General features: G+C 69.6%; 22 protein-coding genes and 1 tRNA gene. 14 read left to right on the forward strand and 9 right to left on the reverse strand.

What is annotated here, in order from left to right; all coding sequences use genetic code 11:
- Window positions 1–5 precede the first annotated feature (5 nt).
- The gene (locus tag ACWDEW_RS01795) at window positions 6–443 is read left to right on the forward strand and encodes a MarR family winged helix-turn-helix transcriptional regulator (RefSeq protein ID WP_450508583.1); all 438 of its coding nucleotides are present in this window, start codon (window positions 6–8) and stop codon (window positions 441–443) included.
- A 19-nt stretch (window positions 444–462) separates the two neighbouring features.
- Window positions 463–1,011, forward strand: coding sequence for an isochorismatase family protein (locus ACWDEW_RS01800; RefSeq protein ID WP_450508585.1), 549 nt, complete (start codon window positions 463–465; stop codon window positions 1,009–1,011).
- Window positions 1,012–1,055: 44 nt separating this feature from the next.
- Here the strand turns inward: ACWDEW_RS01800 and ACWDEW_RS01805 are convergent, their stop codons facing one another.
- Window positions 1,056–1,775 (reverse strand): SDR family oxidoreductase, encoded by a 720-nt coding sequence (locus ACWDEW_RS01805; RefSeq protein ID WP_450508587.1) that lies wholly within the window; start codon window positions 1,773–1,775, stop codon window positions 1,056–1,058.
- A gap of 152 nt (window positions 1,776–1,927) precedes the next feature.
- Between ACWDEW_RS01805 and ACWDEW_RS01810 the strand changes: the two genes are divergently transcribed.
- Entirely contained in the window at window positions 1,928–2,758 is an 831-nt protein-coding gene (locus ACWDEW_RS01810) for a LysR family transcriptional regulator (protein ID WP_450508589.1), read from the forward strand.
- A gap of 73 nt (window positions 2,759–2,831) precedes the next feature.
- On the opposite strand, the gene fdhD is transcribed toward ACWDEW_RS01810, so the two are convergent.
- Together fdhD and ACWDEW_RS01820 are read right to left on the reverse strand one after the other, a co-directional pair.
- Window positions 2,832–3,680: a formate dehydrogenase accessory sulfurtransferase FdhD gene (gene fdhD, locus ACWDEW_RS01815; RefSeq protein WP_450508590.1), complete on the reverse strand. Its 849-nt coding sequence runs from the start codon at window positions 3,678–3,680 to the stop codon at window positions 2,832–2,834.
- 83 nt (window positions 3,681–3,763) lie between these two features.
- Window positions 3,764–4,783 carry a 2-dehydropantoate 2-reductase gene (locus tag ACWDEW_RS01820; protein ID WP_450508592.1) on the reverse strand — a complete coding sequence of 340 codons (1,020 nt, stop codon included), beginning with the start codon at window positions 4,781–4,783 and terminating at the stop codon, window positions 3,764–3,766.
- A 279-nt stretch (window positions 4,784–5,062) separates the two neighbouring features.
- On the opposite strand from ACWDEW_RS01820, the gene ACWDEW_RS01825 reads away from it, so the two are divergent.
- The 4 genes from ACWDEW_RS01825 (at window position 5,063) to ACWDEW_RS01840 (ending at window position 8,444) form a co-directional block, all read left to right on the forward strand.
- Window positions 5,063–6,406, forward strand: a complete 1,344-nt coding sequence (locus ACWDEW_RS01825) for an OFA family MFS transporter (RefSeq protein WP_450508593.1) — start codon at window positions 5,063–5,065, stop codon at window positions 6,404–6,406.
- Complete coding sequence (locus tag ACWDEW_RS01830) at window positions 6,375–6,509, forward strand: MFS transporter small subunit (RefSeq protein ID WP_019073074.1); 135 nt, start codon at window positions 6,375–6,377, stop codon at window positions 6,507–6,509. The genes ACWDEW_RS01825 and ACWDEW_RS01830 overlap by 32 nt, the downstream gene beginning before the upstream one ends.
- 150 nt (window positions 6,510–6,659) lie before the next feature.
- Entirely contained in the window at window positions 6,660–7,598 is a 939-nt protein-coding gene (locus tag ACWDEW_RS01835) for a beta-ketoacyl-ACP synthase III (RefSeq protein ID WP_450508595.1), read from the forward strand.
- Window positions 7,599–7,766: 168 nt separating this feature from the next.
- Window positions 7,767–8,444 carry a GntR family transcriptional regulator gene (locus ACWDEW_RS01840; RefSeq protein WP_450508758.1) on the forward strand — a complete coding sequence of 226 codons (678 nt, stop codon included), beginning with the start codon at window positions 7,767–7,769 and terminating at the stop codon, window positions 8,442–8,444.
- A 136-nt stretch (window positions 8,445–8,580) separates the two neighbouring features.
- Here the strand turns inward: ACWDEW_RS01840 and ACWDEW_RS01845 are convergent, their stop codons facing one another.
- The 5 genes from ACWDEW_RS01845 to ACWDEW_RS01865 form a co-directional block, all read right to left on the reverse strand.
- Complete coding sequence (locus tag ACWDEW_RS01845; protein ID WP_450508597.1) at window positions 8,581–9,978, reverse strand: OFA family MFS transporter; 1,398 nt, start codon at window positions 9,976–9,978, stop codon at window positions 8,581–8,583.
- A 1-nt stretch (window position 9,979) separates the two neighbouring features.
- Window positions 9,980–11,368 (reverse strand): OFA family MFS transporter, encoded by a 1,389-nt coding sequence (locus ACWDEW_RS01850; protein WP_450508599.1) that lies wholly within the window; start codon window positions 11,366–11,368, stop codon window positions 9,980–9,982.
- Window positions 11,369–11,488: 120 nt separating this feature from the next.
- Window positions 11,489–13,633 (reverse strand): acetate--CoA ligase family protein, encoded by a 2,145-nt coding sequence (locus tag ACWDEW_RS01855; protein ID WP_450508601.1) that lies wholly within the window; start codon window positions 13,631–13,633, stop codon window positions 11,489–11,491.
- 4 nt (window positions 13,634–13,637) lie between these two features.
- Window positions 13,638–14,870, reverse strand: a complete 1,233-nt coding sequence (gene frc, locus ACWDEW_RS01860) for a formyl-CoA transferase (protein ID WP_450508603.1) — start codon at window positions 14,868–14,870, stop codon at window positions 13,638–13,640.
- An 11-nt stretch (window positions 14,871–14,881) separates the two neighbouring features.
- Window positions 14,882–16,564 carry a thiamine pyrophosphate-binding protein gene (locus ACWDEW_RS01865; protein WP_450508604.1) on the reverse strand — a complete coding sequence of 561 codons (1,683 nt, stop codon included), beginning with the start codon at window positions 16,562–16,564 and terminating at the stop codon, window positions 14,882–14,884.
- Window positions 16,565–16,718: 154 nt separating this feature from the next.
- Between ACWDEW_RS01865 and sucC the strand changes: the two genes are divergently transcribed.
- The 3 genes from sucC (at window position 16,719) to ACWDEW_RS01880 (ending at window position 20,516) form a co-directional block, all read left to right on the forward strand.
- Window positions 16,719–17,849: an ADP-forming succinate--CoA ligase subunit beta gene (sucC, locus tag ACWDEW_RS01870; protein WP_450508605.1), complete on the forward strand. Its 1,131-nt coding sequence runs from the start codon at window positions 16,719–16,721 to the stop codon at window positions 17,847–17,849.
- 11 nt (window positions 17,850–17,860) lie between these two features.
- A complete protein-coding gene (gene sucD / locus ACWDEW_RS01875; protein WP_450508607.1) occupies window positions 17,861–18,805 on the forward strand; it encodes a succinate--CoA ligase subunit alpha in 945 nt (314 codons plus the stop codon).
- A gap of 118 nt (window positions 18,806–18,923) precedes the next feature.
- Window positions 18,924–20,516 (forward strand): aldehyde dehydrogenase family protein, encoded by a 1,593-nt coding sequence (locus ACWDEW_RS01880; protein ID WP_450508608.1) that lies wholly within the window; start codon window positions 18,924–18,926, stop codon window positions 20,514–20,516.
- A gap of 15 nt (window positions 20,517–20,531) precedes the next feature.
- Here the strand turns inward: ACWDEW_RS01880 and ACWDEW_RS01885 are convergent, their stop codons facing one another.
- On the reverse strand, window positions 20,532–21,479 hold the full coding sequence (locus ACWDEW_RS01885; protein ID WP_450508610.1) for an LLM class flavin-dependent oxidoreductase: 948 nt from the start codon (window positions 21,477–21,479) through the stop codon (window positions 20,532–20,534).
- A gap of 73 nt (window positions 21,480–21,552) precedes the next feature.
- Between ACWDEW_RS01885 and ACWDEW_RS01890 the strand changes: the two genes are divergently transcribed.
- From ACWDEW_RS01890 to ACWDEW_RS01905, 4 genes are all read left to right on the forward strand, one after another.
- The gene (locus tag ACWDEW_RS01890; RefSeq protein WP_450508612.1) at window positions 21,553–22,017 is read left to right on the forward strand and encodes a MarR family winged helix-turn-helix transcriptional regulator; all 465 of its coding nucleotides are present in this window, start codon (window positions 21,553–21,555) and stop codon (window positions 22,015–22,017) included.
- A 157-nt stretch (window positions 22,018–22,174) separates the two neighbouring features.
- A tRNA-Leu gene (locus ACWDEW_RS01895) sits at window positions 22,175–22,262 on the forward strand.
- 174 nt (window positions 22,263–22,436) lie between these two features.
- Window positions 22,437–23,456 carry a DNA-directed RNA polymerase subunit alpha gene (locus ACWDEW_RS01900; protein WP_403643108.1) on the forward strand — a complete coding sequence of 340 codons (1,020 nt, stop codon included), beginning with the start codon at window positions 22,437–22,439 and terminating at the stop codon, window positions 23,454–23,456.
- Between the two features lie 269 nt (window positions 23,457–23,725).
- On the forward strand, window positions 23,726–26,017 hold the full coding sequence (locus ACWDEW_RS01905) for a penicillin acylase family protein (RefSeq protein WP_450508614.1): 2,292 nt from the start codon (window positions 23,726–23,728) through the stop codon (window positions 26,015–26,017).
- Window positions 26,018–26,236: the final 219 nt, after the last annotated feature.

The raw sequence follows: 26,236 nt of genomic DNA on the forward strand, positions 1-26,236 counted from the left end.
CACACATGGCCGAAGCACCCCTCCCCGCGATCCGCTCCCTCCCCAGCTGGCTCCTCGGTCGAGCCGCCGCCCGCGGCCGGGCCCTGGTCGCCGAGGCCCTCGCCGCCGAAGGCCTGAAGATGTGGCACCACGTGGTCCTCTCCGCCGTCCGTGACCTCGCCCCCGTCGCCCAGGCCGACCTCGGCCGCGGTGTCGGACTCGACCCCAAGGACCTCGTCGGCGTCCTCAACGACCTCCAGGCCGCCCACCTGGTCGTCCGCGAACCGGACCCGACGGACCGCCGCAAGAACGCCGTGTCGCTCACCGCGGAGGGCGCACGGCTGCTGAAGCGGTGCGAGAAGGCGGCCCGCGAGGCCAACAACCGGCTCCTCGCTCCACTGACGGTGGCCGAACGCGACCGGTTCATGGACCTGTTGATCCGGATCTCCGGTACGGACGGCTGACGGGAGCTAACGTTCCGTCATGACCCCACCGCAGACTCCCGAACCCCGGCTCGCCCTCGACCCCGCGCGCACCGCCCTGGTCCTCGTCGACCTGATGGACCGCATCGTCGCGCTGCCGCTCGAACCGTACAAGGGCACCGAAGTCCTCGCCGTGGCCGAGGAGTTGGCCGCCGCCTTCCGCTCCGCCGGAGCGCTCGTCGTACTGATCAGGGTCGAACGCCCCGGCATCACCGAACAGCCCTCCGGCAGCGGACTCGCCGCCGGACTGGCAAAGGAGGGCGACCTGGAGATCGTGAAACGGACGATCGGCGGCTTCCAGGGCACGGGACTTGACGAGCGCCTGCGCCAACGGGGCGTCGACACCCTGGTGTTCGGCGGGATCGCCACCAACCTCGGCGTGGAGTCCACCGCCCGCGCCGCCGGCGACCTCGGCTACGACCTCGTCTTCGTCGAGGACGCGATGAGCGCGTTCACCGCGGCCGAGCACCAGGCGTCGGTCAAGCTCGACTTCCCACGGCTGGGGTCGGTCGTGACGGCGGCGGAGGTGGGCCTCACGCAGAGAGGCTGAGACACCCTTGCGCCCAAGGCGGTTGAGAAGTGCGGCCCGGCCCGTCAGACGAGGACGGTGCCGCCGTCCACGACCACCGTCGAACCCGTGCTGTAGCCGCCGCGCATCAGATACAGATACGCCTCGGCCACATCGGCCGGCTCGCCGATCCGGCCGACCGGAAGCGACCCGGCGACGGACTCGAACAGTCCGTCCCGGTCCTCCTCACCCAACTCCCGCCACAACTCCGTACGGACCACACCCGGCGCGACCACATTGACCCGCAGCGGCGCCAGCTCCAGGGCCAGCGCCCGGGTCAGCGACTCCATCGCCCCGCACAACGCGGCCGCGACGGACGTACCGGACATCGGCCTGCGCCCGACGGTACCCGTGGTCAGCACCACCGAACCGCCGGCCCGGATCGACCCGGCACCGTACTTCACCGCCGTGTACGCACCCCACAACCGGGTGTCCAGGAACGCCCTGGACCGCCCGAGGTCGGACTCCGCCACGCTCTCCATCAGCAGCGACTCACCCGCCGTGTACACCAGGTGGTCGTAGCCGCCGAGCTCCGCGAAGAAGTCCCGCACCGCGTCCTCGTCGCTCGCGTCGAGCACCCGGCCCTCCGCGTCGTCCGGGAGCCGCTTCAACGCCGCGTCCACACTCTCCTGCCGACGCGAGGCGACCACCACCTGGGCGCCCTGCCGCCCGGCCGCCTCCGCGACCGCCAGCCCGATGCCCGCCGTACCGCCGATGACGACGATCCGCTGTCCTCGCACTCCCATGACCTGCCCCTTTCGTGCTGCTGTGACGTCGTCCAGCCTGCGGTCGCCACCACCCCGCCGTCCAAGACCTCTTCCGGCTACGGCGATACCCTGAAGGCATCGCCGACGGCGACAGCGACGGCAATGGCAGCGGCAGGGAGGCAGCGGGACCCATGGACCTCGACCTGCGGAAGGTCCGTTACTTCGTGGCGGTGGCCGAACTGCTCCACTTCGGACGCGCGGCCGAACAACTGCACATCGCGCAACCCGTGTTGAGCCGTCAGATCCGGGCCCTGGAAAAGGACTTGGACGCCACCCTCTTCGAACGCGACAGCCACGGCGCGACCTTGACCGCGGCCGGACGCCAACTCCTCGACGAAGGGCGAACCTTGCTCGACTCCGCGAACGCCACCCGCCGCAGGGTGCAGCGCGCCGCACACGGGCCGCACCGCCTCGTCGTCGGCTTCCGCGCCGGAGTCGTCATCACCCCCGCGCTGCGCGCCTTCACCGCCGCCCACCCCGACGCCGAGGTCAAGGCCCGCCGGGTCGAATGGGACGACCAGGAGCAGCTCATCCTCGACGGCACCGTCGACCTCGCCTACCTGCGCCGCCCCGTCCGCGAACAGGGCCTCACCCTGCTTCCGCTGTTCACCGAGCCCCGGGTGGCCATGCTCCCCGCCGAACACCGGCTCGCCGGCAAACCCGACCTCGTCCTCGCCGACCTCGACGGCGAGACCTGGCTGCGCTACCTCAACCCCCACCCCGACCCCGACGACGTACCGATCCGCAGCATCGAGGAGAAGTTCGAGAACGTCGCCTCCGGAGCGGGCATCACCCTCGTCCCCGTCTCCGTCGCCCAGCAGTACTCCCGGCCCGACATCACCTACGTCCCCGTCACCGACGCCGAACCCGACGAGGTGATCCTCGCCTGGGAGACGACCCACCGCTCACCCCTCGTCACGGCGTTCGTACGGGCCGCACAGGGCGTCGAGGACCGGGACTGAGGCGGGGCCCCTGCGGCGCAGGGGGCGCTCCCCGCCGGCCGGGGCCCCGCCGCCGTGCCGCGGGACGAGGGCGTCAGCCCTGGGCGGCCGCGGCCCGCAGGGCGATGCGGTCCTCGCCCGCGTACACGTTCATGTTGCTGCCCCGCAGAAAACCCACCAGGGTCAGACCCGTCTCCGCCGCCAGGTCCACGGCCAGCGACGAGGGCGCCGACACCGCCGCCAGCACCGGGATCCCGGCCATCACGGCCTTCTGCGCCAGCTCGAACGAGGCCCGGCCGGAGACGAGCAGGATCACCCGGGACAGCGGCAGGTCCCCGTTCTGCAGGGCACGGCCGACCAGCTTGTCGACCGCGTTGTGCCGGCCCACGTCCTCCCGTACGTCCAGCAGCTCGCCCTCCTCGCTGAACAGGGCCGCCGCGTGCAGACCCCCGGTCCGGTCGAAGACCCGCTGGGCCGCCCGCAGCCGGTCGGGGAGGCTCGCCAGCAGCGCGGGCTCGACACGGACCGGGGGAGTGTCGGCGATCGGCCAGCGGGTCGTCGTACGGACCGCGTCCAGGCTCGCCTTGCCGCACAGACCGCACGACGACGTCGTGTACACGTTCCGCTCCAGCGTGATGTCCGGAATCACCACGTCCGGGGCGGTCCGCACGTCGACGACGTTGTAGGTGTTCGTGCCGTCGACCGTCGCCCCCGCGCAGTACACGATGTTCCGCAGATCGTATGCAGTCGCCAGTACGCCTTCGCTGACCAGGAACCCGGCCGCGAGCGCGAAGTCGTCGCCCGGCGTCCGCATGGTGATCGCGAGCGGCTTGCCGTTGAGCCGGATCTCCAGGGGCTCCTCGGCGACGAGCGTGTCCGGCCGGCTGGAGACCACGCCGTCGCGGATCCGGATCACCTTGCGTCGTTCCGTGACTCGTCCCATGTCCTGATCAGCCCCGGTTCTGTACGTGTCTGTGCGTGCTGGTGGCCGAAACGGCCCTTGATGCGGAGGTGGCCCTCCCGCTCTCATTGTCCTGCACGTGCCGAGTGCGGGTGCGGCCCGTCCTCGTTCCCTCGCGCGGCGCTCCCCAGCGCGAGCAGGTCCGAGATGGCGTGCACGGTGCGCAGGGTGGGCACCTCCACCCCCGTGATGCCGGCCAACTCGACGACGGCCGCGAGCAGTACGTCGAGTTCGAGCGGCTTGCCGCGCTCCAGGTCCTGGAGCGTCGAGGTGCGGTGGTCGCCGACACGCTCCGCGCCCGCGAGCCGCCGCTCGATGGAGACGCCGACCTCGCAGCCCAGGGCCTCGGCGACCGAGAGCGTCTCGGCCATCATGATCTCGATGACCCTGCGGGTACCGCCGTGCAGACACATCTGCCGCATGGTGGCGCGGGCCAGCGCGCTGATCGGGTTGAAGGAGATGTTGCCGAGCAGCTTGAGCCATATGTCGTTGCGCAGCTCCGGCTCGACCGGACACTTCAGCCCGCCGGCCCGCATGGCCTCGCTCAGCGCTAGACAGCGCGCCGAGACACTCCGGTCGGGCTCCCCGATCGAGAACCGGGTGCCTTCGAGATGACGCACAACTCCCGGGCCCGCGAGCTCCGTTGCCGCGTAGACGACACAGCCCACGGCCCGCTCGGGCGCGAGCACCGCACTGACCGCACCGCCCGGGTCCACGCTCTCGACGCGCTGCCCGTCGTAGGGGCCACCGTGCGCGTGGAAGTACCACCACGGGATGCCGTTCTGGGCCGCCACCACCGCCGTGGTGTCGTGCAGCAGGGGCTCGATGAGCGGCCCGCACGCCGCGTACGAGTTGGCCTTCAGACCGAGGAGGACGAAGTCGACCGGGCCGATCTCCGCCGGGTCGTCGGTGGCATGGGCGCGGGCGGTGAAGTCGCCGCGCGGACTGAGGACTTGGACGCCGTGCTGCCTCATGGCCGCGAGATGCGGTCCACGGGCGACGAGATGTACTTCGGCGCCCGCACGGTGGAGCGCGGCGCCGACGTAGGCGCCGATCGCACCGGCGCCGAGGACTGCGACTTTCACTGGGACTCTCCGTTCGGTCGAGGGAGTACCGCGGAGGTGGCTGCCGTTGCTGCCGTGGCTGCCGTCCGGCCAGTGCGGACGGCGTCGAGCGGCGACGAACAGTGTAGACGAAATATTGTCTACAGTATGGAGTCGAGGGTCGGCAAGGGTTCGGACAGCGACCGTTGCGTCAACGACCGTTGTGGCGGCGACCGTTCGGCGCACTCTGCATACCGCTCATCGCACACGGTCGACGCGCCGCCTTCTCAACTCCCTTGCCACTCCCTACCGTCCGGGATCATGAGTCCCCCAGTAGCACCCCCGGCGTGGAGCCGCTGGCTGGTTCCCCCCGCCGCCCTCTCGGTGCACCTCTCCATCGGCCAGGCCTACGCCTGGAGCGTCTTCAAGCCGCCGCTCGAATCCTCACTGAACCTCAGCGGCACGCAGAGCGCGCTGCCCTTCCAGCTCGCCATCGTCATGCTCGGCCTCTCGGCCGCGTTCGGCGGCACCCTCGTCGAACGCAACGGACCGCGCTGGGCGATGACCGTCGCCCTGATCTGCTTCTCCTCCGGCTTCCTGATCTCCGCACTGGGCGCGGAGACGAAGCAGTTCTGGCTGATCGTCCTCGGCTACGGCTTCGTCGGCGGGATCGGCCTCGGCATCGGCTACATCTCACCGGTCTCGACCCTGATCAAGTGGTTCCCGGACCGGCCCGGCATGGCCACCGGCATCGCCATCATGGGCTTCGGCGGCGGCGCGCTCATCGCCTCCCCGTGGTCCGCCCAGATGCTGAAGTCGTTCGGCTCCGACAACACCGGCATCGCGCAGACGTTCCTCGTCCTCGGTCTTTCGTATGCGGTCTTCATGACACTCGGCGTGCTGCTCGTACGGGTGCCGCGCACCGAGGGTGTTCAGGACCCGGCGAACGCGCCCGGCGCCCCCGCTCTCACCGGTGTGCAGGTCTCCGCCAACAGTGCCGTGCGCACCCCGCAGTTCTGGTGCCTGTGGGTCGTCCTGTGCATGAACGTGACCGCGGGCATCGGCATCCTGGAGAAGGCCGCCCCGATGATCACGGACTTCTTCGCGGACACCTCCGCATCGGTCTCGGTGTCGGCCGCCGCCGGCTTCGTCGCGCTGCTCTCCGCGGCCAACATGGCGGGCCGTATCGGCTGGTCGTCGACCTCCGACCTGATCGGCCGCAAGAACATCTACCGCGTCTACCTGGGCGTCGGCGCGATCATGTACGCGCTCATCGCGCTGTTCGGCGATTCCTCGAAACCGCTGTTCATCCTGTGCGCGCTGGTGATCCTCTCCTTCTACGGCGGCGGCTTCGCGACCGTACCCGCGTACCTGAAGGACCTCTTCGGGACCTACCAGGTCGGCGCTATCCACGGCCGGCTCCTCACCGCCTGGTCCCTCGCCGGCGTTCTCGGACCACTGATCGTGAACTGGATCGCCGACCACCAGAAGGCCGCCGGCAAACACGGCGCGTCCCTCTACGACACCTCCTTCGTCATCATGATCGGGCTGCTCGTCATCGGCTTCGTCGCCAACGAACTGGTCCGCCCCGTCAACGCCCGCCACCACATCCCCGCCCCGAGGAAGGCCGCCGATGTCGAACGACAGCAGTCAGAGCCCGCCTGACCGACGACCGCTGATCGCCTTCGCCTGGCTCTGGGTCGGCGCACCCCTCGTCTACGGCCTCTACGAACTGATCCTCAAGGCGAAGCAGCTGTTCACCGGCTGAATGTTCGGTGCATACCGTCGACCACAGGACGGATGACAGAAGCCGACAACCCGGACGGCAGTTTCCTGTGGCATCACCTGCCGTCGTACCCGCGAGTCACTGGCAAGACTGGTGGATCCCGCTACCCAAGGCAACGAGGGGGACCACCCAATGAACGGCACGCGGATCGCCGCCGTCGGCCACTACCAGCCCGCCAAGGTACTCACCAACGAGGACCTGGCGGGCATGGTCGACACCAGCCACGAGTGGATCACCTCCCGGGTCGGCATCAGGACCCGCCACATCGCCGGACCCGACGAACCCGTCGACGAGCTGGCCGCGCACGCCGCCGCCAAGGCACTCGCCGCCGCCGGCCTGACCCCCGGGGACATCGACCTCGTCCTGGTCGCCACCTCCACGGCCATCGACCGCTCCCCGAACATGGCCGCCCGCGTCGCCGCCCGCCTCGGCATCCCCTCGCCCGCCGCCATGGACGTCAACGTCGTGTGCGCCGGCTTCACCCACGCCCTGGCCACAGCCGACCACGCCGTCCGCGCGGGAGCGGCCGTACGGGCCCTGGTCATCGGCGCCGACAAGATGTCCGAGGTCACCGACTGGACCGACCGCACGACCTGCGTCCTCGTCGGCGACGGAGCGGGAGCCGCCGTCGTCGAGGCCGCCGATGAACCCGGCATCGGACCGGTCCTGTGGGGATCCGTGCCCGAGATGGGCCACGCGGTACGGATCGAGGGCACACCACCGCGGTTCGCGCAGGAGGGCCAGAGCGTCTACCGCTGGGCCACCACCCAGCTCCCGCCCATCGCCCGCAAGGCCTGCGAGAAGGCCGGCCTCACCCCCGCCGACCTCGCCGGCGTCGTCCTGCACCAGGCGAACCTGCGGATCATCGAGCCCCTCGCCGAGAAGATCGGCGCCGTCAACGCCGTCGTCGCCCGCGATGTCGTCCAATCGGGCAACACCTCCGCCGCCAGCATCCCCCTCGCGTTCTCGAAACTCGTCGAACAGGGAGCCGTCCGTACCGGCGACCCCGTCCTGCTGTTCGGCTTCGGCGGGAATCTGTCGTACGCCGGCCAGGTCGTGCGGTGCCCGTGACCTGCGCACACGCCCCGACGTGTCTTCGGCTGCACCCTCGGATGTGACGAGGCCGACTCCCACCGCTCCTGGCTACTGTGCACCGTAGACTGTAGACGAAAGACAATCGATACTTGGTCGTACGGCTACTGTCTGCGAAATGCCGGTGCTGCCCAGGAGGGGACCGTGATGTTGTCCGCAGGACTGCCACAGGGAGCGGTGCCCAAGCTCGAACGCCCGGGCCCGCTGCGCGACCGTGTCTACGAGGCGCTGCTCGAACTCATCACCACGCGCGCCCTGCAGCCCGGCCAGCATCTCGTCGAGAGCGAACTCGCCGGGCACCTCGGAGTGTCGCGGCAGCCCGTGCGGGAGGCGCTGCAGCGGCTCAACACCGAGGGCTGGGTCGATTTGCGGCCCGCCCAGGGTGCGTTCGTGCACGAGCCGACGGAGGAGGAGGCCGACCAACTCCTCACCGTACGCACCCTGTTGGAGGCCGAGGCCGCCCGGCTCGCCGCCGCCAACGCGGGCAAGGCGGGCATCGCCGTCCTGGAGGAGCTGTGCGCGGAGGGCGAGCGCGCCGTCGACGCCGACGACGTGGACGCCGCCGTCACCCTGAACGCCCGCTTCCACGCCAAGGTCATGGAACTGGCCGGCAACGCCGTCCTCGCCGAGCTCGCCGCGCAGGTCGACCGCCGAGTCCGCTGGTACTACACGCCGGTGGCCCGGCAGCGCGGCCTGACGTCCTGGATCGAGCACCGCCACCTGATCGACGCGATCGCCGCCCGCGACGAACTGCGCGCGAGCCTGCTGATGCGCGAACACACCGAGCACACCCGGCGGTCGTACCACGAGCGCGAGAAGTCCTGAGCCCCACAACGCTCCTGACGTACCGACAGATGCCGAACGCGATGGCCCTCCCGCATCGAGGAGGGCCATCGGGTGGGTCCGGCTAAGTAGGTCGGTGCCGATGCCGATGCCGGTGACGGTGACGCGGGGCGAACTGTCAGGCGGCGGGCTGTGGTTGGGGAACGGGCGCCGACTCCCGGTCCCCGCGCCCCGGTTGGCGCAGCAGCAGCGCGATCGCCGCCGCCACCATCGAGACGCCGCCGGCCAGTGCGTACGCCCCGTTGTAGCCCCAGGCCGCGACCACCATCGAGCCGAGGCCGCCGCCGAACAGGCCGCTGATGAGCTTGCCGCTGTACACCAGGCCGTAGTTGGTGGCGTTGAAGTTCTCGCCGAAGTAGTCCGGGGTCAGGGCGGCGAACATCGGGTAGAAGGCGCCGCCGCCGAAACCGGACAGGAACGCGAAGAACAGGAACAGCCACTCGCTGCGCAGATGACCGGCCCAGATCACGCCGAACTGGGCGAGGCCCAGGACGACGATGACGAAGACCAGGGTGAGTTTGCGGCCCCACAGGTCGGACAGCCAGCCGACCACCGCGCGGCCGATGCCGTTGATGACGGCCATGACGCCCATCGACGAGGCCGCCACCAACGGGCCGAAACCCACGTCCTTCGCGAAGTCGACCTGGAAGGAGATCCCGAAGATCGACACCCCGGCGGTCAGCACGATCGACAGCCACATCAACGGCAGCATGCCGGTGCGGATGGCCTCCTTCGGGGTGAACTGCCGTACAGCGGGCGGGTTCTTGGCGAGGCTCGTCGCGCTCTTGTCGTTGCCGCCGTAGGTCAGCGGATCGATGTCGGCGGGCCACCAGTTCCTCGGCGGGTCCTTGAAGAAGAACGCGCACCCGAACACCACGACAAGGATGTAACAGCCGATCAGATCCAGGACCCGGTGGTAATTCCCGGTGTCGAAGGCGTAGTTGAAGATGAAGATGAACGGCAGCGAACCGTACGCGAAGCCGCCGTTGACGAACCCGGTCCGGGCGCCCCGCCGTTCGGGGAACCACTTGCCGACCATGTTGATGCACGTCGCGTAGACCAGACCGGCGCCGATGCCGCCGATCACGCCGAAGCCGATGATCGCCAGCCACACGTTGTCCAGGTGGGACAGCGCGAGGAAACCGACGACACACAGCACCGAGCCGGTGTACATCGCCTTGCGTGCCGTCAGGATGCCCTTCTCCCGCAGCCAGCCCGCCGGGAAGGCGATGCCGGCCTGGAAGAAGACCCAGACACTCAGGATCCAGAAGGTGTTGCTCTGCGTCCAGCCGTGCGCGCTGGACAGGGTGTCCTCCGCCGAGCCGTACGCGTACTCGAAGACACTGATCGCCATCATGGCGATCCACGGCAGATAGATCATGATCTTGCGCGAGTGGCCGAGGATGTCCCGGTCGGTCTCACCGACGCGGTACACGCGGCCGTTGGCGTCGGTCACTTCACGGTAGGGACGGTTCGCGGCGCCGGATTCGTTCGTGGTGATGGGATCTGCGGTCATGTCACGCCATCTCCTCGCCGAGCGGGTGCGGGTTGGGGACGATACGCCGGGTGCTGGGCCTGCCCGGAGCCTTGAGGAAGAGCGCCAGCACCGCTGAGGCCAGGCCCACGGAACCGGCCAGCACGAACGCGCCGTGGTAGTCCCACTCACCGACGACGACCGCGCCCAGACCGGAACCCACGAGCCCCGAGATCAGCTTCGAGCTGTAGACGAGCCCGTAGTTGCCGGCGTTGTGGTTCTCACCGAAGTAGTCGGCCGTCATGGCCGCGAACAGCGGGAAGATCGCCCCGCCGCCGAAACCCGAGACCATGGAGCAGAACAGGAAGAACGGCATGCTGCCCAGCTGGCCCGAGACCAGCACACCGAACTGGGCGGTACCCAGCACAATGCATACAATGATCAGCGTGTGACGGCGGCCGTAGCGGTCGGAGATCCAGCCGATGACCCCGCGCCCGGTGCCGTTGACGATCGCCTTGAGGGACATCGCCGTGGCCACGATCCCGCCCGCGAAGCCCATGTCCTTGCCGAACGGCACCTGGAAGGCGATGCCGAAGATGTTGATGCCGGCCGTGCACAGCAGACAGAACCACATCATCCAGAGCACGGGCGTGCGGGCGGCCTCCCTGGGTGTGTACTGCTTGACCGCCGGCGGGTTCTTCTCCAACGCCCGCCGGATCCTGGGGTCCTGAGCCGTCTTCAGCGGATCGACGTGCGCGGGCCACCAGTTCTTCGGCGGATCGCGGAAGAACCAGCCCGCCGAGGCCACCACCAGGCACAGCCCGACGCCGACCAGGCTGAGCAGCAGCCTGTAGTTGCCCAGGTCGAGCACCGAGGTGAACAGGAACACGAACGGTACGGAGCCGTAGGCGAATCCGCCGTTGACGAAGCCCGTCTTGCCGCCCCTGCGCTCCGGATACCACTTGCCGACCATGTTCACGCAGGTCGCGTACACAAGACCGGCGCCGATGCCGCTGCACATACCGAATCCCAGATACGCGACGAGCACGTTCGGCGCGAACGCCAGCGCCAGATAGCCCAGCAGTGTGCCGAGCGCGCCGATCAACATGGCCGTACGGGCCGGAAGTCGGCCGCTCTCCCGCAACTGCCCGGCCGGAAAGGCCACGGCCGCCTGGAAGAACACCCAGACGCCCATCAGCCAGAAGATGTGCCCACTGCTCCACAGATGCGCGTCGTGGAGCGTGTCCTCCGCCGACGTGAACGCGTACTCGGCGGAACTGATGCCCATCATGCCCACCCAGGGCAGGACGACCATCCACCTGCGCTTCCGGCCCATGATGTCCACATCGGATTCGCCGATGCGGTACACGCGGCCGTGACGGTCCGTCACCTCCCTGAAAGGGACGGACGTCGAACAGTCCGTTGTTGCCATCGCTCAGTGCCCCTTGCGTCGAAAGTTCTGGCCAGCGCCCCCTGTCCATTGCCTTTCGTGTGCGCACGGGTCCCCGGGGCCGGCCGACCGCACTGTCGGCCGGCCCCGCGTCGGCTCACGTCATGAACCACCGCCCAACAGCCCCGCCGCACGCGCCCATTGGTACTTCGCGCCGAGCACGGCCACCGGCTTCTCCGTCGTGTACGGGTACGCCACCACCCCGCGCTCGTACAGGTACTGGCAGGCCTCCTCGACCTCCACGTCACCCGCGAGCGACGCCACCACCGGCTTCTCGATGCCGCGCTCCCTGAACTCGGCCACCACGCGCGCGGTCAGCTCCGCGAAGACCATCGGGGGAGTGACGATCGTGTGCCAGTAACCGAGGACCAGCGCGTGGATGCGCGGATCCTCCAGCCCGAGCCGGATCGTCGCCTCGTACGTCGACGGCGGCTCGCCCCCGGTGATGTCCACCGGGTTGCCCGCGGCCCCGAAGGGCGGGATGAACTCCCGGAAGGACGCGTCCAGATCCGGCGGGATCTCCATCAGGGAAAGGCCGTTGTCGGTCACGGCGTCCGAGAGGAGCACACCGCTGCCGCCGGCGCCCGTGATGATAACTACGTTGTCACCCTTGGGAGTTGGCAGCACCGGCAGCCCGCGCGCGTACTCCAGCATGTCGTTGAGCCCGGGGGCCCGGATGACACCGGCCTGCTTCAGGACGTCCGTGTATATGGCGTCGTCGCCGGCCAGCGCGCCCGTGTGCGACCCGGCGGCCTTCGCGCCCGCCGCCGTACGCCCCGCCTTCAGCACCACAACCGGCTTGCGCGGTACGGTCTTTCGCGCCGCCTCGACGAACGCGCGCCCGTCCTTGAGATCCTCCAGATGCATCGCGATGCACTCTGTGTGCGGGTCCTCGCCGAACCAGGTCAGCAGGTCGTCCTCGTCCAGGTCCGACTTGTTGCCGAGCCCCACGATCGCCGACACCCCCGTCTTCGTGGTCCGCGCGAACCCCAGGATGGCCATCCCGATGCCACCGGACTGCGAGGTCAGCGCCACCCCGCCCTTCACGTCGTACGGCGTGCAGAACGTGGCGCACAGGTCCTGCCAGGTCGAGTAGTAGCCGTAGATGTTCGGGCCGAGGAGGCGGACGCCGTAGCGCTCGGCTATCTCCACTATTTCTTCCTGGAGTTGGACCTCACCGGTCTCCGCGAACCCGGACGGGATGAGGACGGCGTTGGGGATGTTCTTGCGGCCCACCTCCTCCAGCGCCGCTGCCACGAACTTGGCGGGAATGGCGAAGACGGCCACATCCACCTCACCGGGAACGTCCGTGACACTCTTGTACGCCTTGCGGCCGAGGATGTCATCGGCCTTGGGGTTCACCGGATGGATCTCGCCGGCGAAGCCGCCGTCGACGAGGTTGCGCATCACCGAATTGCCGATCTTGCCCTGCTCGTTGGAGGCACCGATCACGGCGACGGAGGTCGGCTCCATGAGACGGCGCATGGTCGTCAGGATCTCGTCGCGTGTATACCGTCGACGGGGTACCGGCTGCGACTCGGCGAGGATGACACGGATGTCGGCCGCGACCGCGCCCTCCGGAGTCGCGATCACCGGATTGAGGTCCACCTCGGCGATCTCCGGGAAGTCCGCGACCAGTTGGGACACCCGGCGGATCTGTTCGGCGATCGCCCACCGGTCGACGGCCGGTGCGCCGCGCACCCCGCGCAGGATCTCCGCCGCCCGGATCGAGTCCAGCATGGACAACGCCTCGTCCGCGCTCACGGGTGCCAGCCGGAACGTCACGTCCTTCAGCACCTCGACGAGCACCCCGCCGAGCCCGAACGCGACCACCTTCCCGAACGTCGGATCGGTCACCGCGCCGACGATGACCTCCTGCCCCTGCGGCAGCAACTCCTGCACCTGGACGCCCTCGATACGGGCGTCGGCGTCGTACGCCCGAGCGTTGTCGACGATCCTGTGGAACGCGGCCCGTACGTCCGCCGCGCCCTCGACCCCGACGATCACGCCTCCCGCGTCGGTCTTGTGCAGGATGTCGGGCGAGACGATCTTCATCACCACCGGTCCGCCGAACCGCGCCGCGTACGCCACCGCCTCGTCGACGTCCGTCGCCAACTCCTCACCCGGTACGGCGATCCCGTACGCGTCGGCGATCACCTTGCCCTCGGGCGCGGTCAGCGCGAACCGTCCCTCGGTCCGCACGGAGTTGAGCAGCGCCCGCACCTTCAGGACCCGGTCCTCCGCCATCACGTCAGATCACCCCGTTCGACTTGAGGAGGCGCAACTCTTCGTCGCCCAGGCCGAGTTCGCCCATGTAGACCTCTTCGTTGTGCTCGCCGAGCAGCGGTGAACTGGTCACGTCCACAGGGGAGTCGGAGAGCTTCAGCGGGCTGCCGACGGTGACGAACTCGCCGCGCTCGGGATGCGGCACCGTCACGACCATCTCGTTGGCGACCAGCGAGGCGTCCTCGATGATCTCCCTGGTCGACAGGATCGGCCCGCACGGGATGTTGTGGGAGTTGAGCTGCTCCAGCACCTCCCACTTGGGCAGGGTGGCGGACCACTCCTCGATCAGCTGGAACATCTTGGCGAGCTGCGGCAACCGGGCCTCCGGCGTCGCCCACTCGGGGGCCTCGGCCAGTTCCGGCCGGCCGATCAGCTCGGTCAGCGGCTTCCAGCCGACGGGCTGCACGATGACGTACACGTAGTCGTTCGGGCCGCCCGGCGCGCACTTGACCGCCCAGCCGGGCTGTCCGCCGCCGGACGCGTTGCCCGAGCGGGGCACCTCGTCGCCGAAGTCCTCGTTCGGGTACTCGGCGAGCGGCCCGTGCGCCAGCCGCTGCTGGTCGCGCAACTTCACCCGGCACAGGTTCAGCACGGCGTGCTGCATGGCCACGTTGACGCGCTGACCCCGGCCGGTGCTCTCCCGCTGGAACAGTGCCGCCAGTATCCCGGCCACTGTATGCACTCCTGTGCCCGAGTCGCCGATCTGAGCGCCCGTGGCCAGCGGCGGCCCGTCCTCGAAGCCGGTGGTCGACATCGACCCGCCCATGGCCTGCGCGACGACCTCGTACGCCTTGAAGTTGGTGTACGGTCCGTCCCCGAAACCCTTGATGGACGCATACACGATGCGGGGATTGATCTCCTGTATGCGATCCCAGGTGAACCCCATACGGTCGACCGCGCCCGGCCCGAAGTTCTCGACCATGACGTCGGAGCGCCGGATCAGCTCGGTGAGGATCTCCTTGCCGCGCTCGGTCTTGGTGTTGAGGGTGATGCTGCGCTTGTTGCAGTTGAGCATCGTGAAGTAGAGGGAGTCGACGTCCGGGAGGTCGCGCAGCTGCTTGCGCGTGATGTCGCCGGTCGGTGCCTCCAGCTTGACGACGTCGGCGCCGAGCCAGGCGAGGAGCTGGGTGGCGGAGGGGCCGGACTGGACGTGCGTCATGTCGAGGACGCGGATGCCCTCAAGTGCCCTGGCGGTCATGGCCGTTCACCTCACTTGTACATCGTCTGGTTCATGGTTCCGGGGGCGTACGCGTCCGGGTCGACCCAGACGTTGATCAGCGACGGCTTGCCCGACTCCCGGGCGCGCCGCAGTGCGGGTGCGATGTCGGCGGGGTCGCGCACCTCCTCGCCGTAACCGCCCAGCATCTGGGCGAACTTGTCGTAGTGGACGTCACCGAGGGTGTTGCCGACCCGCTCGCGTTCAAGGCCGTACTTGGCGGCCTGGCCGTAACGGATCTGGTTCATCGAAGAGTTGTTGCCGACGATGCCGACGAAGGGGAGGTCGTAGCGGACGAGCGTCTCGAAGTCCCAGCCGGTGAGGGAGAACGCGCCGTCGCCGAAGAGCGCGACGACCTCCTTGTCCGGCCGCGCCTGCTTTGCCGCGAGGACGAAGGGGATGCCGACGCCGAGAGTCCCCAGCGGGCCCGGATCCATCCAGTGGCCGGGCGACTTGGGCTGCACGACCTGCCCGGAGAAGGTGACGATGTCGCCGCCGTCGCCGATGTAGATGGAGTCCTCGGTGAGGAAGTCGTTGATCTCGCCGACCAGACGGTACGGGTGGATCGGTGAGGCGTCCGACTTCAGACTCGGCAACCGCTTCTCGATCGCGGCCTGCTCGACGGCCCGCAGCTCGTCGAGCCACTCCTTGCGCCGCGACGCACCGCCGTCGAGACGTCCCGAGGCGGCCTCGCCGACCGACTTCAGGACGAGCCCCGCGTCGCCGACGATGCCGAGGTCGATGTCGCGGTTCTTGCCGACGGTGCGGTAGTCGAGGTCGATCTGCACGACGGTCGCGTCGGGGGAGAGGCGCTTGCCGTAGCCCATGCGGAAGTCGAAGGGCGTGCCGACGATGACGACGACGTCGGCGTGGGAGAACGCGTACCGGCGCGAGAGCTGGAAGTGGTGCGGGTCGCCGGGCGGGAGGGTGCCGCGGCCCGCGCCGTTCATGTACGCGGGGATGTTGAGCGTGCGGACGAGATCAACGGCCGCCTCCGTGCCGCGAGTTGTCCACACCTGGCTGCCCAACAGGATCGCCGGCTTCTCGGCGTGCACCAGCAGGTCGGCGAGCCTCTCGATCGCGGCGGGGTCGCCGGCCGAGCGGGTCGAGGCACGGTAGGCGCCGGTCCTGGGCACCCGTGCCCTGCTCACCGGCACCTTGGCGTCGAGGACGTCGCGCGGGATCTCCAGGAAGGAGGGTCCGGGCGCGCCGTGGTAGCACTCTCGGAACGCCATCGACACCATGTCGGCGGCCCGCGCCGTGTCCGGCACGGTCGCCGCGAACTTGGTGATCGGCGTCATCATGTCGACGTGCGGCAGGTCCTGCAAAGACCCCATCTTGTGCTGGGTGAGGGCTCCTTGACCGCCGATCAGCAGCATCGGGGACTCGGCGCGGAAGGCGTTGGCGACACCGGTCACGGCGTCGGTCGTACCGGGACCCGCGGTGACGACCGCGCACCCGGGCCTGCCGGTGATGCGTGCGTAGCCGTCCGCCGCGTGGGCCGCCACCTGCTCGTGGCGTACGTCGACGACTTCTATGCCCTCGTCGACGCAGCCGTCGTAGATGTCGATGATGTGGCCGCCGCAGAGGGTGTAGATGCGGTCGACCCCCTCGGCCTTCAGGGCTTTGGCGACGAGATGACCACCGGAAATCACGTCCTGGGTGTCGTCGGGCATGGCGAAGTCCTGTCCCTTCGTAGGGGGTTGGAAGGCTCTCGCGGTACATTGCATACAGTCGACGAATACTGTATGAAGCTTGTTATCCCGCATCCGGTGGGTGGTGTCCAGGGGGCGTGCGGCACTTTTAAGTGGGAGCCGAGAGGGAGCCGAGATGGACCTGTACGAACACCAGGCAAGGGAACTCTTCGAGGAACACGGCATCCTGGTGCCCCGGGCCGAGGTCACCTCCTCGTCCAAGGAGGCACGCGCGATCGCCCGCCGGCTGGGCGGCCGAGTGGTGGTGAAAGCCCAGGTGAAGACCGGTGGACGAGGTAAAGCGGGCGGGGTGAGGTTCGCCGCGGACCCGGCCGCCGCCGAGCTGACCGCACGGCAGATCCTCGGCATGGACATCAAGGGGCACACGGTCGGCACGGTGATGCTGGCCCAACCCGTCGACATCGAGAGCGAGTTCTACGTCTCCTACGTCCTCGACCGCGCGGCGGGCCGTTTCCTCGCGATCGCGTCCGCGGAGGGCGGCACGGAGATCGAGGAGATCGCCGCCCGTCGACCGGATGCGGTCGCCCGTATCCACATCGATCCGGCCGAGGGCGTCACCTCGGCGAAGGCGGACGAGATCGCCGAGGCGGCCGGACTCCCGCCGCAGACCGTCGACGTCCTCGTGCGGCTCTGGGAGGTGCTGGTCCGCGAGGACGCTGTCCTCGTCGAGGTCAACCCGCTCGTGCGCACCCGGCAGGGGCAGATCCTCGCCCTCGACGGCAAGGTCACCCTCGACGGCAACGCCCGCTTCCGGCAGGCCCGTTGGGGAGCCGAGGGCCCGGCGCACGACGATCCGCTGGAGGCCGCGGCAGCCAGGAAGGGACTCAACTACGTCAAGCTCGACGGCGAGGTCGGTGTCATCGGCAACGGCGCCGGCCTGGTCATGTCGACGCTCGACGTGGTGGCCGGGTGCGGTGCCCGCCCCGCAAACTTCCTGGACATCGGGGGCGGGGCATCGGCCCAGACCATGGCCGACGGACTCTCCGTCATCCTCTCCGACCCGGCCGTGAAGTCGGTCTTCGTGAACGTCTTCGGCGGGATCACCGCATGCGACGCGGTGGCCGACGGCATCGTGCGGGCCCTGGACACTGTCCGGTTGACCAAGCCGCTGGTCGTCCGGCTCGACGGCAACAACGCGGCCCGCGGCCGGGCGATCCTCGACGGACACGCGCATCCACTGGTCCAGCAGTCCACCACCATGGACGGCGCCGCCCGCCGCGCCGCCGACCTCGCCGACGCACGCTGAGGAGCCGGGACATGGCGATCTACCTCACCAAGGAGAGCAAGGTCCTCGTCCAGGGCATGACCGGCGGCGAGGGCATGAAGCACACCCGCCGGATGCTCGCCGCCGGCACGAACATCGTCGGCGGAGTCAACCCGCGCAAGGCCGGCCGCACCGTCGACTTCGATGTCCCCCAGTGCCTGAACGGCCCGGGAGGAGCCCCCACGGCCGTCCCCGTCTTCGGGTCGGTCGCCGACGGTATGCGGTCGACGGAAGCCGATGTCACCGTCGTGTTCGTACCGCCCGCCTTCGCCAGGGCCGCCGTGACCGAGGCCGTCGACGCGGGCATCGGCCTCGCCGTCGTCATCACCGAGGGCATCCCCGTCCACGACTCGGTCGCCTTCACGGCCTACGCCAGGTCGAAGGGCACCCGGATCATCGGCCCCAACTGCCCCGGCCTCATCACCCCGGGCCAGGCGAACGCGGGCATCGTCCCCGCCGACATCACCAAGCCGGGCCGCATCGGCCTGGTGTCCAAGTCCGGCACGCTCACCTACCAACTCATGTACGAGCTGCGGGACATCGGCTTCTCGACCTGCGTCGGCATCGGCGGCGACCCCGTCGTCGGCACGAGCCACATCGACTGCCTCGCCGCGTTCCAGGACGACCCCGAAACCGAACTCGTCGTGCTCATCGGGGAGATCGGCGGCGACGCGGAGGAGCGGGCCGCCGCGTACATCCGCGACCACGTCACCAAACCCGTCGTCGGCTACATCGCCGGCTTCACCGCGCCCGAGGGCAGGACGATGGGCCACGCCGGCGCCATCGTGTCCGGCTCCTCCGGTACGGCGGCGGCGAAGAAGGAGGCGCTGGAGGCCGTAGGAGTCAGTGTCGGTCGTACGCCGACGGAGACCGCGCGGCTGGTGCTGGACCGCCTGGAGGGGGTGCGGGAGCCGGCGAGTGATGTCACTCATAGTTGATGTGACGTCACTGTCGGGCTCCTCGGAGCGCAACTAGCTTCATCTGTACGACGGTTCGCGCGTTGGACCGTTCCTGCCTCACCCCGCCCCGACTGTGCACCGAGAGCGGAGCAGAAGCATGGCATCAACCCTCACGTCCGGTTCCACTCCCACTTCCACCCCCGCCCCCACTCATCGCCCCCCGACCCTCAAGGCGGGCACGTCCTGGAGCGACGCCTGGCGGCGTTGTCTCGCCGTCGCGCCCGAGGCGTTCCAGGACGACCGTGTCCTCAACCTCTGGAACGCCGCCTGGCAGCGGGACGGCCGGGCCCTGCCCGCCACCACCCCCGTCGACGGCAGCCCCATCGCCGGACCGCCCCGACTGGACCGGTCCACCGCCCATCAGGCCGTTCGGGCCTCCCTCGACCAGCACCGGGCCTGGCGGCACGTCCCGCTCGACGAGCGGCGGGCCCGCGTCGCCGCCACGCTGGACGCCCTCACCGAGCACCGCGAACTCCTCGCGCTGCTGCTGGTGTGGGAGATCGGCAAGCCCTGGCGGCTCGCGCAGGCCGACGTGGACCGGTCCATCGACGGTGTGCGCTGGTACGTCGACGGAATCGAACCGATGCTCGTCGGCCGCACCCCGCTGGACGGCCCGGTGTCGAACATCGCGAGCTGGAACTATCCGATGAGCGTGCTCGTCCACGCCATGCTGGTCCAGGCGCTGGCGGGCAACGCGGTCATCGCCAAGACCCCGACCGACGGCGGCGTCGCCTGCCTCACCCTGGCCTGCGCGCTCGCCGCACGCGAGGGCATCCCCGTCACCCTCGTCAGCGGCAGCGGCGGCGAACTGTCCGAGGCGCTGGTCCGGGCGCCCGAGATCGGCTGCGTCTCCTTCGTCGGCGGGCGCGACACCGGGGCGGCGGTGGCCACGGCAGTCGCCGACCTCGGCAAACGGCACGTACTGGAGCAGGAAGGACTCAACACCTGGGGCATCTGGAACCACACGGACTGGGACACCCTCACCGCCGTCATCCCCAAGCTCTTCGACTACGGCAAGCAGCGCTGCACCGCGTATCCCCGCTTCGTCGTCCAGCGCGAGCTGTTCGACGAGTTCCTCGCCGCCTACCTCCCCGCGGTCCGAACTCTGCGCGTCGGTCACCCCCTTGCCGTCCAGCGCGCCGAAGACCCTTACCCCGAGCTGGACTTCGGCCCGGTGATCAACGCGGCCAAGGCCAAGGAACTCCACGACCAGGTGGCCGAGGCGATCGACCGCGGTGCCGTACCGCTGCACCGCGGCAGGCTCTCCGAGGCCGACTTCCTTCCCGGGCAGGACACTTCGGCGTACGTCCGCCCCGTCACGCTGCTCAACCCGCCACCGTCGTCCCCGCTGCACCACGCGGAGCCGTTCGGCCCGGTCGACACCATCGTCCTGGTCGACACGGAGGCGGAGCTGCTGGCCGCGATGAACGCGTCCAACGGCGCGCTGGTCGCCACCCTCTCCACCGACGACCGGGCTACCTACGACCGACTGGCCCCGCAGATAAGGGCATTCAAGGTCGGGCACGGCACACCGCGTTCCCGGGGTGACCGCGACGAGTTGTTCGGCGGGTTCGGCGCCTCCTGGCGCGGTGCCTTCGTCGGCGGCGAACTCCTCGTCCGCGCGGTGACACACGGACCGGTGGGGGAGCGGCTGCCCGGCAACTTCCCGGAGTACCAGCTCATGCCGTGACCGGCCCCCGCCGGTTCACGCGGTGATCCGCGGCCGGGCGGCACTCGCGTCCGTCGAGTGCCGCCCGGCGATGATCTCGGCGGCCAGCCAGCGGGCCACACCCCGCGGATACGGGCGCGGCAGGTTCAGCACGATGTGGTTCATCCCGGCGTCGACGAGCCGGCCGACCGTCTCCCGGGTCGTGGTCGGCTCGTCGTACGACACCAGGACCTGCACCGAACGCGTGATGTCGGCCGGGTCGCGGCCCAGCTCGGCGCAGTGCGCGTCGAGGACGCGGGCGCGCTCGGCGACGTACTGGACGGTGTTGTGCGGCGGCCCTGGAACGTTCCACAGGTCCGCGTGCTCGGCCACCAGCCGCAGCAGCCGGGTGCCCCAGCCACCGATCAGCAGCGGGGGACCGGGCCGCTGCACGGGCTTGGGTTCGCAGCGCGTCCCCCGCAGCCGGTAGTGGCGGCCCTGGAAGTCGAGGACGTCCCGGGTCCACATCCCCTTCAGGATCGCGACGGTCTCCGCGAGCCGCTCGATGCCCTCGCCCGGCGGGACGAGCGAGAGGCCGTAGGCCGCGTACTCCGCGATCGCCGGATTGGCGCCCGGGATTCCCCCGGCGCCGGGCGGCTGCCGCGTCCCGCCGACGCCCAGCCCGAGCACGAGACGTCCGCCCGAGATCACGTCCACGGTGCACGCCATCTTGCCGAGCAGGGCCGGTGGCCGGAGGCGGTTGCTGGTGACGAGGAGGCCGAGCCGCAGCCGCTCCGTCTGGGCGGCGAGTGCGCTGAGCAGCGTCCACCCCTCGTGTATCTGTCCGTCCTCCGGTCCGGCGACCGGCAGCAGGTGGTCCCAGAGCCAGGCGTCCGCGATCTCCGGAACGGCGTCCGCCTCCAACCAGACCCGACGGATGTCCTCGTACGACACATGCATGGGTGTGGTCTTGATCCCGAAGCGCACAGTGGTCTCGTCCGTCATGACCGTCAGCCTACTAAATCATCAGCGCGGCTGACGATCAGATGAGGGATGCATGCCGGGATACAGTCGAGGAATGTCCAACGATCAGTCGCCCGGCCCCCTGGAGTCCCGGCTCGGCTACCTCCTCAAGCACGCCCAGGCGAAGTTGGCCAGGGCGTCCGCCGAGGCGCTCGCCCCGCACGGCGTCGACGGTCATGAGCTGGCCGTACTGGTGGTGCTCGCGGCAGGGGAGCCGTTGTCGCAGGTCGAGGCCGCCGGACGGCTCGGGGTCGACCGCACCACGATGGTGTCGCTGATCGACGGCCTGGAGGACCACGGCCTGGTGGTGCGGCGGCGCAGCCCGCAGGACCGCCGCAAGAACATCGTCGAACTGACGCCCGAGGGGCAGGACTGCCTGCGTCGGGCGGAGACGGCCCGACGAGCGGCGGAACGGCGATTTCTGGCACCGCTGGACGAGGCGGGGGCGGCAGCGCTCGTACGGGCGTTGCAGACCCTGGTGCTCGACGGGCGGGAGCCGGAATCCGGTGCGCGTCCGTAGCGGTTCGTTCACCCGTCGTGGCGGAGTACCCGCAGGTGGCAGGCCTCGCGCGACTGGTTTCGCGGAGGCGGATATGCAGGTGAAAGGCACTCCGAAAGCTTGGTATTGTTGTCCATGTCGCCGCGGGGAACACCCCCGGCCAGGCGGCGGACACCTCGTCCGGGTGGCGGAATGGCAGACGCGCTAGCTTGAGGTGCTAGTGCCCTTTATCGGGCGTGGGGGTTCAAGTCCCCCCTCGGACACCAGCGGAGACCCCACTTCACGTGGGGTTTTCTGCTTGCCAGGGCCGTCGTGCGGTTGGCCCGCAGACGACATCTCACCTACCGGGCGGGCCCGGCGAGGTTTGCAGCGATGTCGACGTATCCTTCTTGAGGTCTACGGCGTCAAATAGTGGGCGCCGAAAATGGAGGCAACACCCCGTGCTCATTGCTCAGCGTCCGTCCCTGACCGAAGAGGTCGTCGACGAGTTCCGTTCCCGGTTCGTGATCGAGCCGCTGGAGCCCGGCTTCGGCTACACCCTCGGCAACTCCCTCCGCCGTACGCTCCTCTCCTCGATCCCGGGTGCGGCGGTCACGTCCATCCGCATCGACGGTGTCCTGCACGAGTTCACCACCGTGCCGGGCGTCAAGGAGGACGTCACCGACCTGATCCTCAACATCAAGCAGCTCGTCGTCAGCAGCGAGCAGGACGAGCCCGTGGTGATGTACCTGCGCAAGCAGGGCCCCGGTCTGGTCACCGCCGCCGACATCGCGCCCCCGGCCGGTGTCGAGGTGCACAACCCCGACCTCGTCCTCGCCACGCTCAACGGCAAGGGCAAGCTGGAGATGGAGCTGACCGTCGAGCGCGGTCGCGGCTACGTCTCCGCCGTGCAGAACAAGCAGGTCGGCCAGGAGATCGGCCGTATCCCGGTCGACTCGATCTACTCGCCGGTGCTGAAGGTCACGTACAAGGTCGAGGCGACGCGTGTCGAGCAGCGCACCGACTTCGACAAGCTGATCGTCGACGTCGAGACCAAGCAGGCGATGCGTCCCCGTGACGCGATGGCGTCGGCCGGCAAGACCCTGGTGGAGCTGTTCGGTCTCGCGCGCGAGCTGAACATCGACGCCGAAGGCATCGACATGGGCCCGTCCCCCACGGACGCCGCCCTGGCCGCCGACCTGGCGCTGCCGATCGAGGAGCTGGAGCTCACGGTCCGCTCCTACAACTGCCTCAAGCGCGAGGGCGTCCACTCCGTGGGCGAACTGCTGGCACGCTCCGAGGCCGACCTGATGGACATCCGCAACTTCGGTGCGAAGTCCATCGACGAGGTCAAGGCGAAGCTGGCCGGTCTGGGTCTGGGCCTGAAGGACAGCCCGCCCGGATTCGACCCGACCGCCGCGGTCGACACCTTCGCCGCCAACGACGCGGACACGCGGTTCGTGGAGACCGAGCAGTACTAGGCAGTACTGGAACGCCGCAAGTGGTAGGCCCCGGCGCCCCGGTCAGGCAACAGCCCGACCGGGGCGCCGTGCTGTACCGGGCCTCAAGGAGTACATCCCGAGGCTGACAGGCCGTCCGGAAATCCGCCAAGGGCCGGATGCCGCCCCGCCGTTCGCGCAGCAGGGTGGCGGGCATGCGTGAAACCGGAGAACTGACGAAGCGTCACAGACGCTTGTTATCAGGCAGGTCGGCGGTCCTCGGGGCCGTCCTCTGTCTCACCTCGGCCACCATGGCCCTGCTGCCCGCCCCCGCGCCCGCCGCCACGACGGTGGCCGACGGCGGGCACACGGTCCGGATCAGCCGGACCGAGTACGGCGTACCGCACATCCTGGCCCAGGACTTCGACGGGCTCGGCTACGGCTACGGATACGCGTTCGCGCAGGACAACGTGTGCGAACTCGCCGACCAGGTCGTGACGTTGCGGGGCGAGCGGTCCCGGTTCTTCGGACCCGACGGGGACTCCGGCACGGGCGCCGACCTCGCGAGCGACACCTACTACGGCGGACAGCTGCGCGCCGGGACCGTACGCCAACTGCTCGACAAGAAGGCGCCGTTGGGACCGACGGCGGAACTGCGGCGGATGGTCGAGGGGTACGCCGCCGGATACAACCGCTATCTCCGAGACACCGGAGTCGACCGGCTCCCGGACGCGCGCTGCAAGGGCAGGCCCTGGGTGCGGCCGATCACCGCGCTCGACCTGTGGAACGTCGTCTACGACGTCAACAGGGTGACCACAACAGTGCCGTTGGCCCCGGACATCGGCGACGCACATCCCCCGACGGCCACCCCCGCCCGGACGGCAGCGACAACCCCCTCCCCGGACAGGCTCGTCGGTCTCGGCCTCGCCACCGTCGACGTCGGCAGCAACGGCTGGGCGCTGGGCCGGGACGCCACCCGCACCGGCAACGCGATGGTGCTCGCCAACCCGCACCTGCCCTGGGCCGAGGGCAACTTCCGCTTCTACCAAGTGCAGTTGACGATCCCCGGCACCCTGGACGTGTCCGGCGCCGGCCTCTACGGCACCCCGCTGGTGGAGATCGGCCACAACAGCACCCTCGCCTGGACCCACACGGCGAGCGACGCCCAGCACGGCTCCTTCTACGCCCTCAAGCTGGTGCCCGGCGACCCGACCAGCTATCTGCTCGACGGCAAGGCCGTGGCGATGGAGCGCCGTACGGTCCCGGTCGCCGTACGGGGCGCGGACGGTGGCGTGTCGACCGTCGAACGGACGCTGTACACCTCGCGCTTCGGCCCCGTCCTGTCGTCCGGCTGGACCGCGACCACCGCCTACGCGATCCGCGACGCCAACGCCGACAACCTGCGCTCCATGAACACCTGGCTGGCCATGGGGAAGGCGCGCACCCTCGGCCAACTCCGCGCCGCCCAGGACACCTACCAGGGAGTTCCCTGGACCTACACCCTCGCGGCCGACACCGGCGGTGCCACGTACTTCACCGACTCCTCGGCCGTACCGCACCTCACCGACGAGCAGGTGAAGCGCTGCACCGTCGCGGCCGACGAAGGGCCCACCGCCCTGGACGGTTCGACGTCCGCCTGCGCCTGGGGCAGCGACCCCGACGCGCTCGTGCCCGGCCTCTACGGGCCCTCCCACCAGCCGAAGCAGGTCCGCACCGACTATGTCGCCAACTCCAACAACGGTCCCCAGTACGCCAATCCGCAGGCGCCGATCACGGGACTCCCGGGCGTGTACGACACCGATCCCCACCTCGACGGGCGGGCCCAGCTCGGACTCCGCATGATCGCCGAACGCCGGGACGGCACCGACGGGCTGGGCGCCCCCGGTTTCACCGAGGCCACCCTGCGCGCCTCGATGCTCGGCAACCGTGTCCTGTCGGCCGAGACGGGCCGCGCCGACATCGTCGCCATGTGCCGCGCCCACCCGAGCCTGACGGCCACCGACGGCACGGAGGTCGACGTGACGCGGGCCTGCGCGGCACTCGCCCGCTGGGACACCCGCGCCGACACCACCAGCCGGGGCATCGTGCTCTGGAGCACGTTCTACAACCGCCTCCTCGACGGCGGCCCGCCCGACACCTGGCGCCGTGTCCCCTACGACCCCGCCCAACCCCTCACCACACCAAGGGGATTCAACGGCGAGGACCCGCGCGTCCGACGCGCCCTGGCCGACGCCGTCCAGGAGCTCGCCGCCCGTGACCTCTCGGTCGACGTAGAGCTCGGCGCCGTACAGAAATGGGCCGGTATCCCGCTGCCAGGCTGCGACGCGGGCTGTTTCGACGTCGTGGAAGCGGGTCCCGACTCGGGCACCGGCACCCCGACCGCCGGCGCCTTCGGCAGCAGCTTCCTGATGACCGTCGAGCTGACCCCCGACGGCCCCCGAGCCCACACCCTCCTCACCTACGGGGAGTCGGCCAACCCGACGTCACCCCACTTCTCGGACCAGACCCGCCTCTTCTCGCGCAAGCAGTGGGTCACCGAACGCTTCACCGGGGCGGAGATCGCCGGCGCCCCGGGCCTGGAGGTGACGACTCTGCGCAGGTGACGGGGGCCTCCGTAGCGCGGGCCGGTCGCAACTGGGCTGCCCGGATGAGGGGTTGACTGGTCTATACCCTTGACTGGTACATACCAATGCGGTTCAGTGAGTGGCATCATCCCCCACCACGGCCGCCCCCCCACGTCGTGACCGGTCCGACCGGCCCGTGCGCACAAAGGCTCCGCTTCGCCCTGCCCTTGGCGGGGTACGGCCGTGCTCCACAGAGGA

This window comes from Streptomyces sp. NPDC001100 (assembly GCF_053598575.1).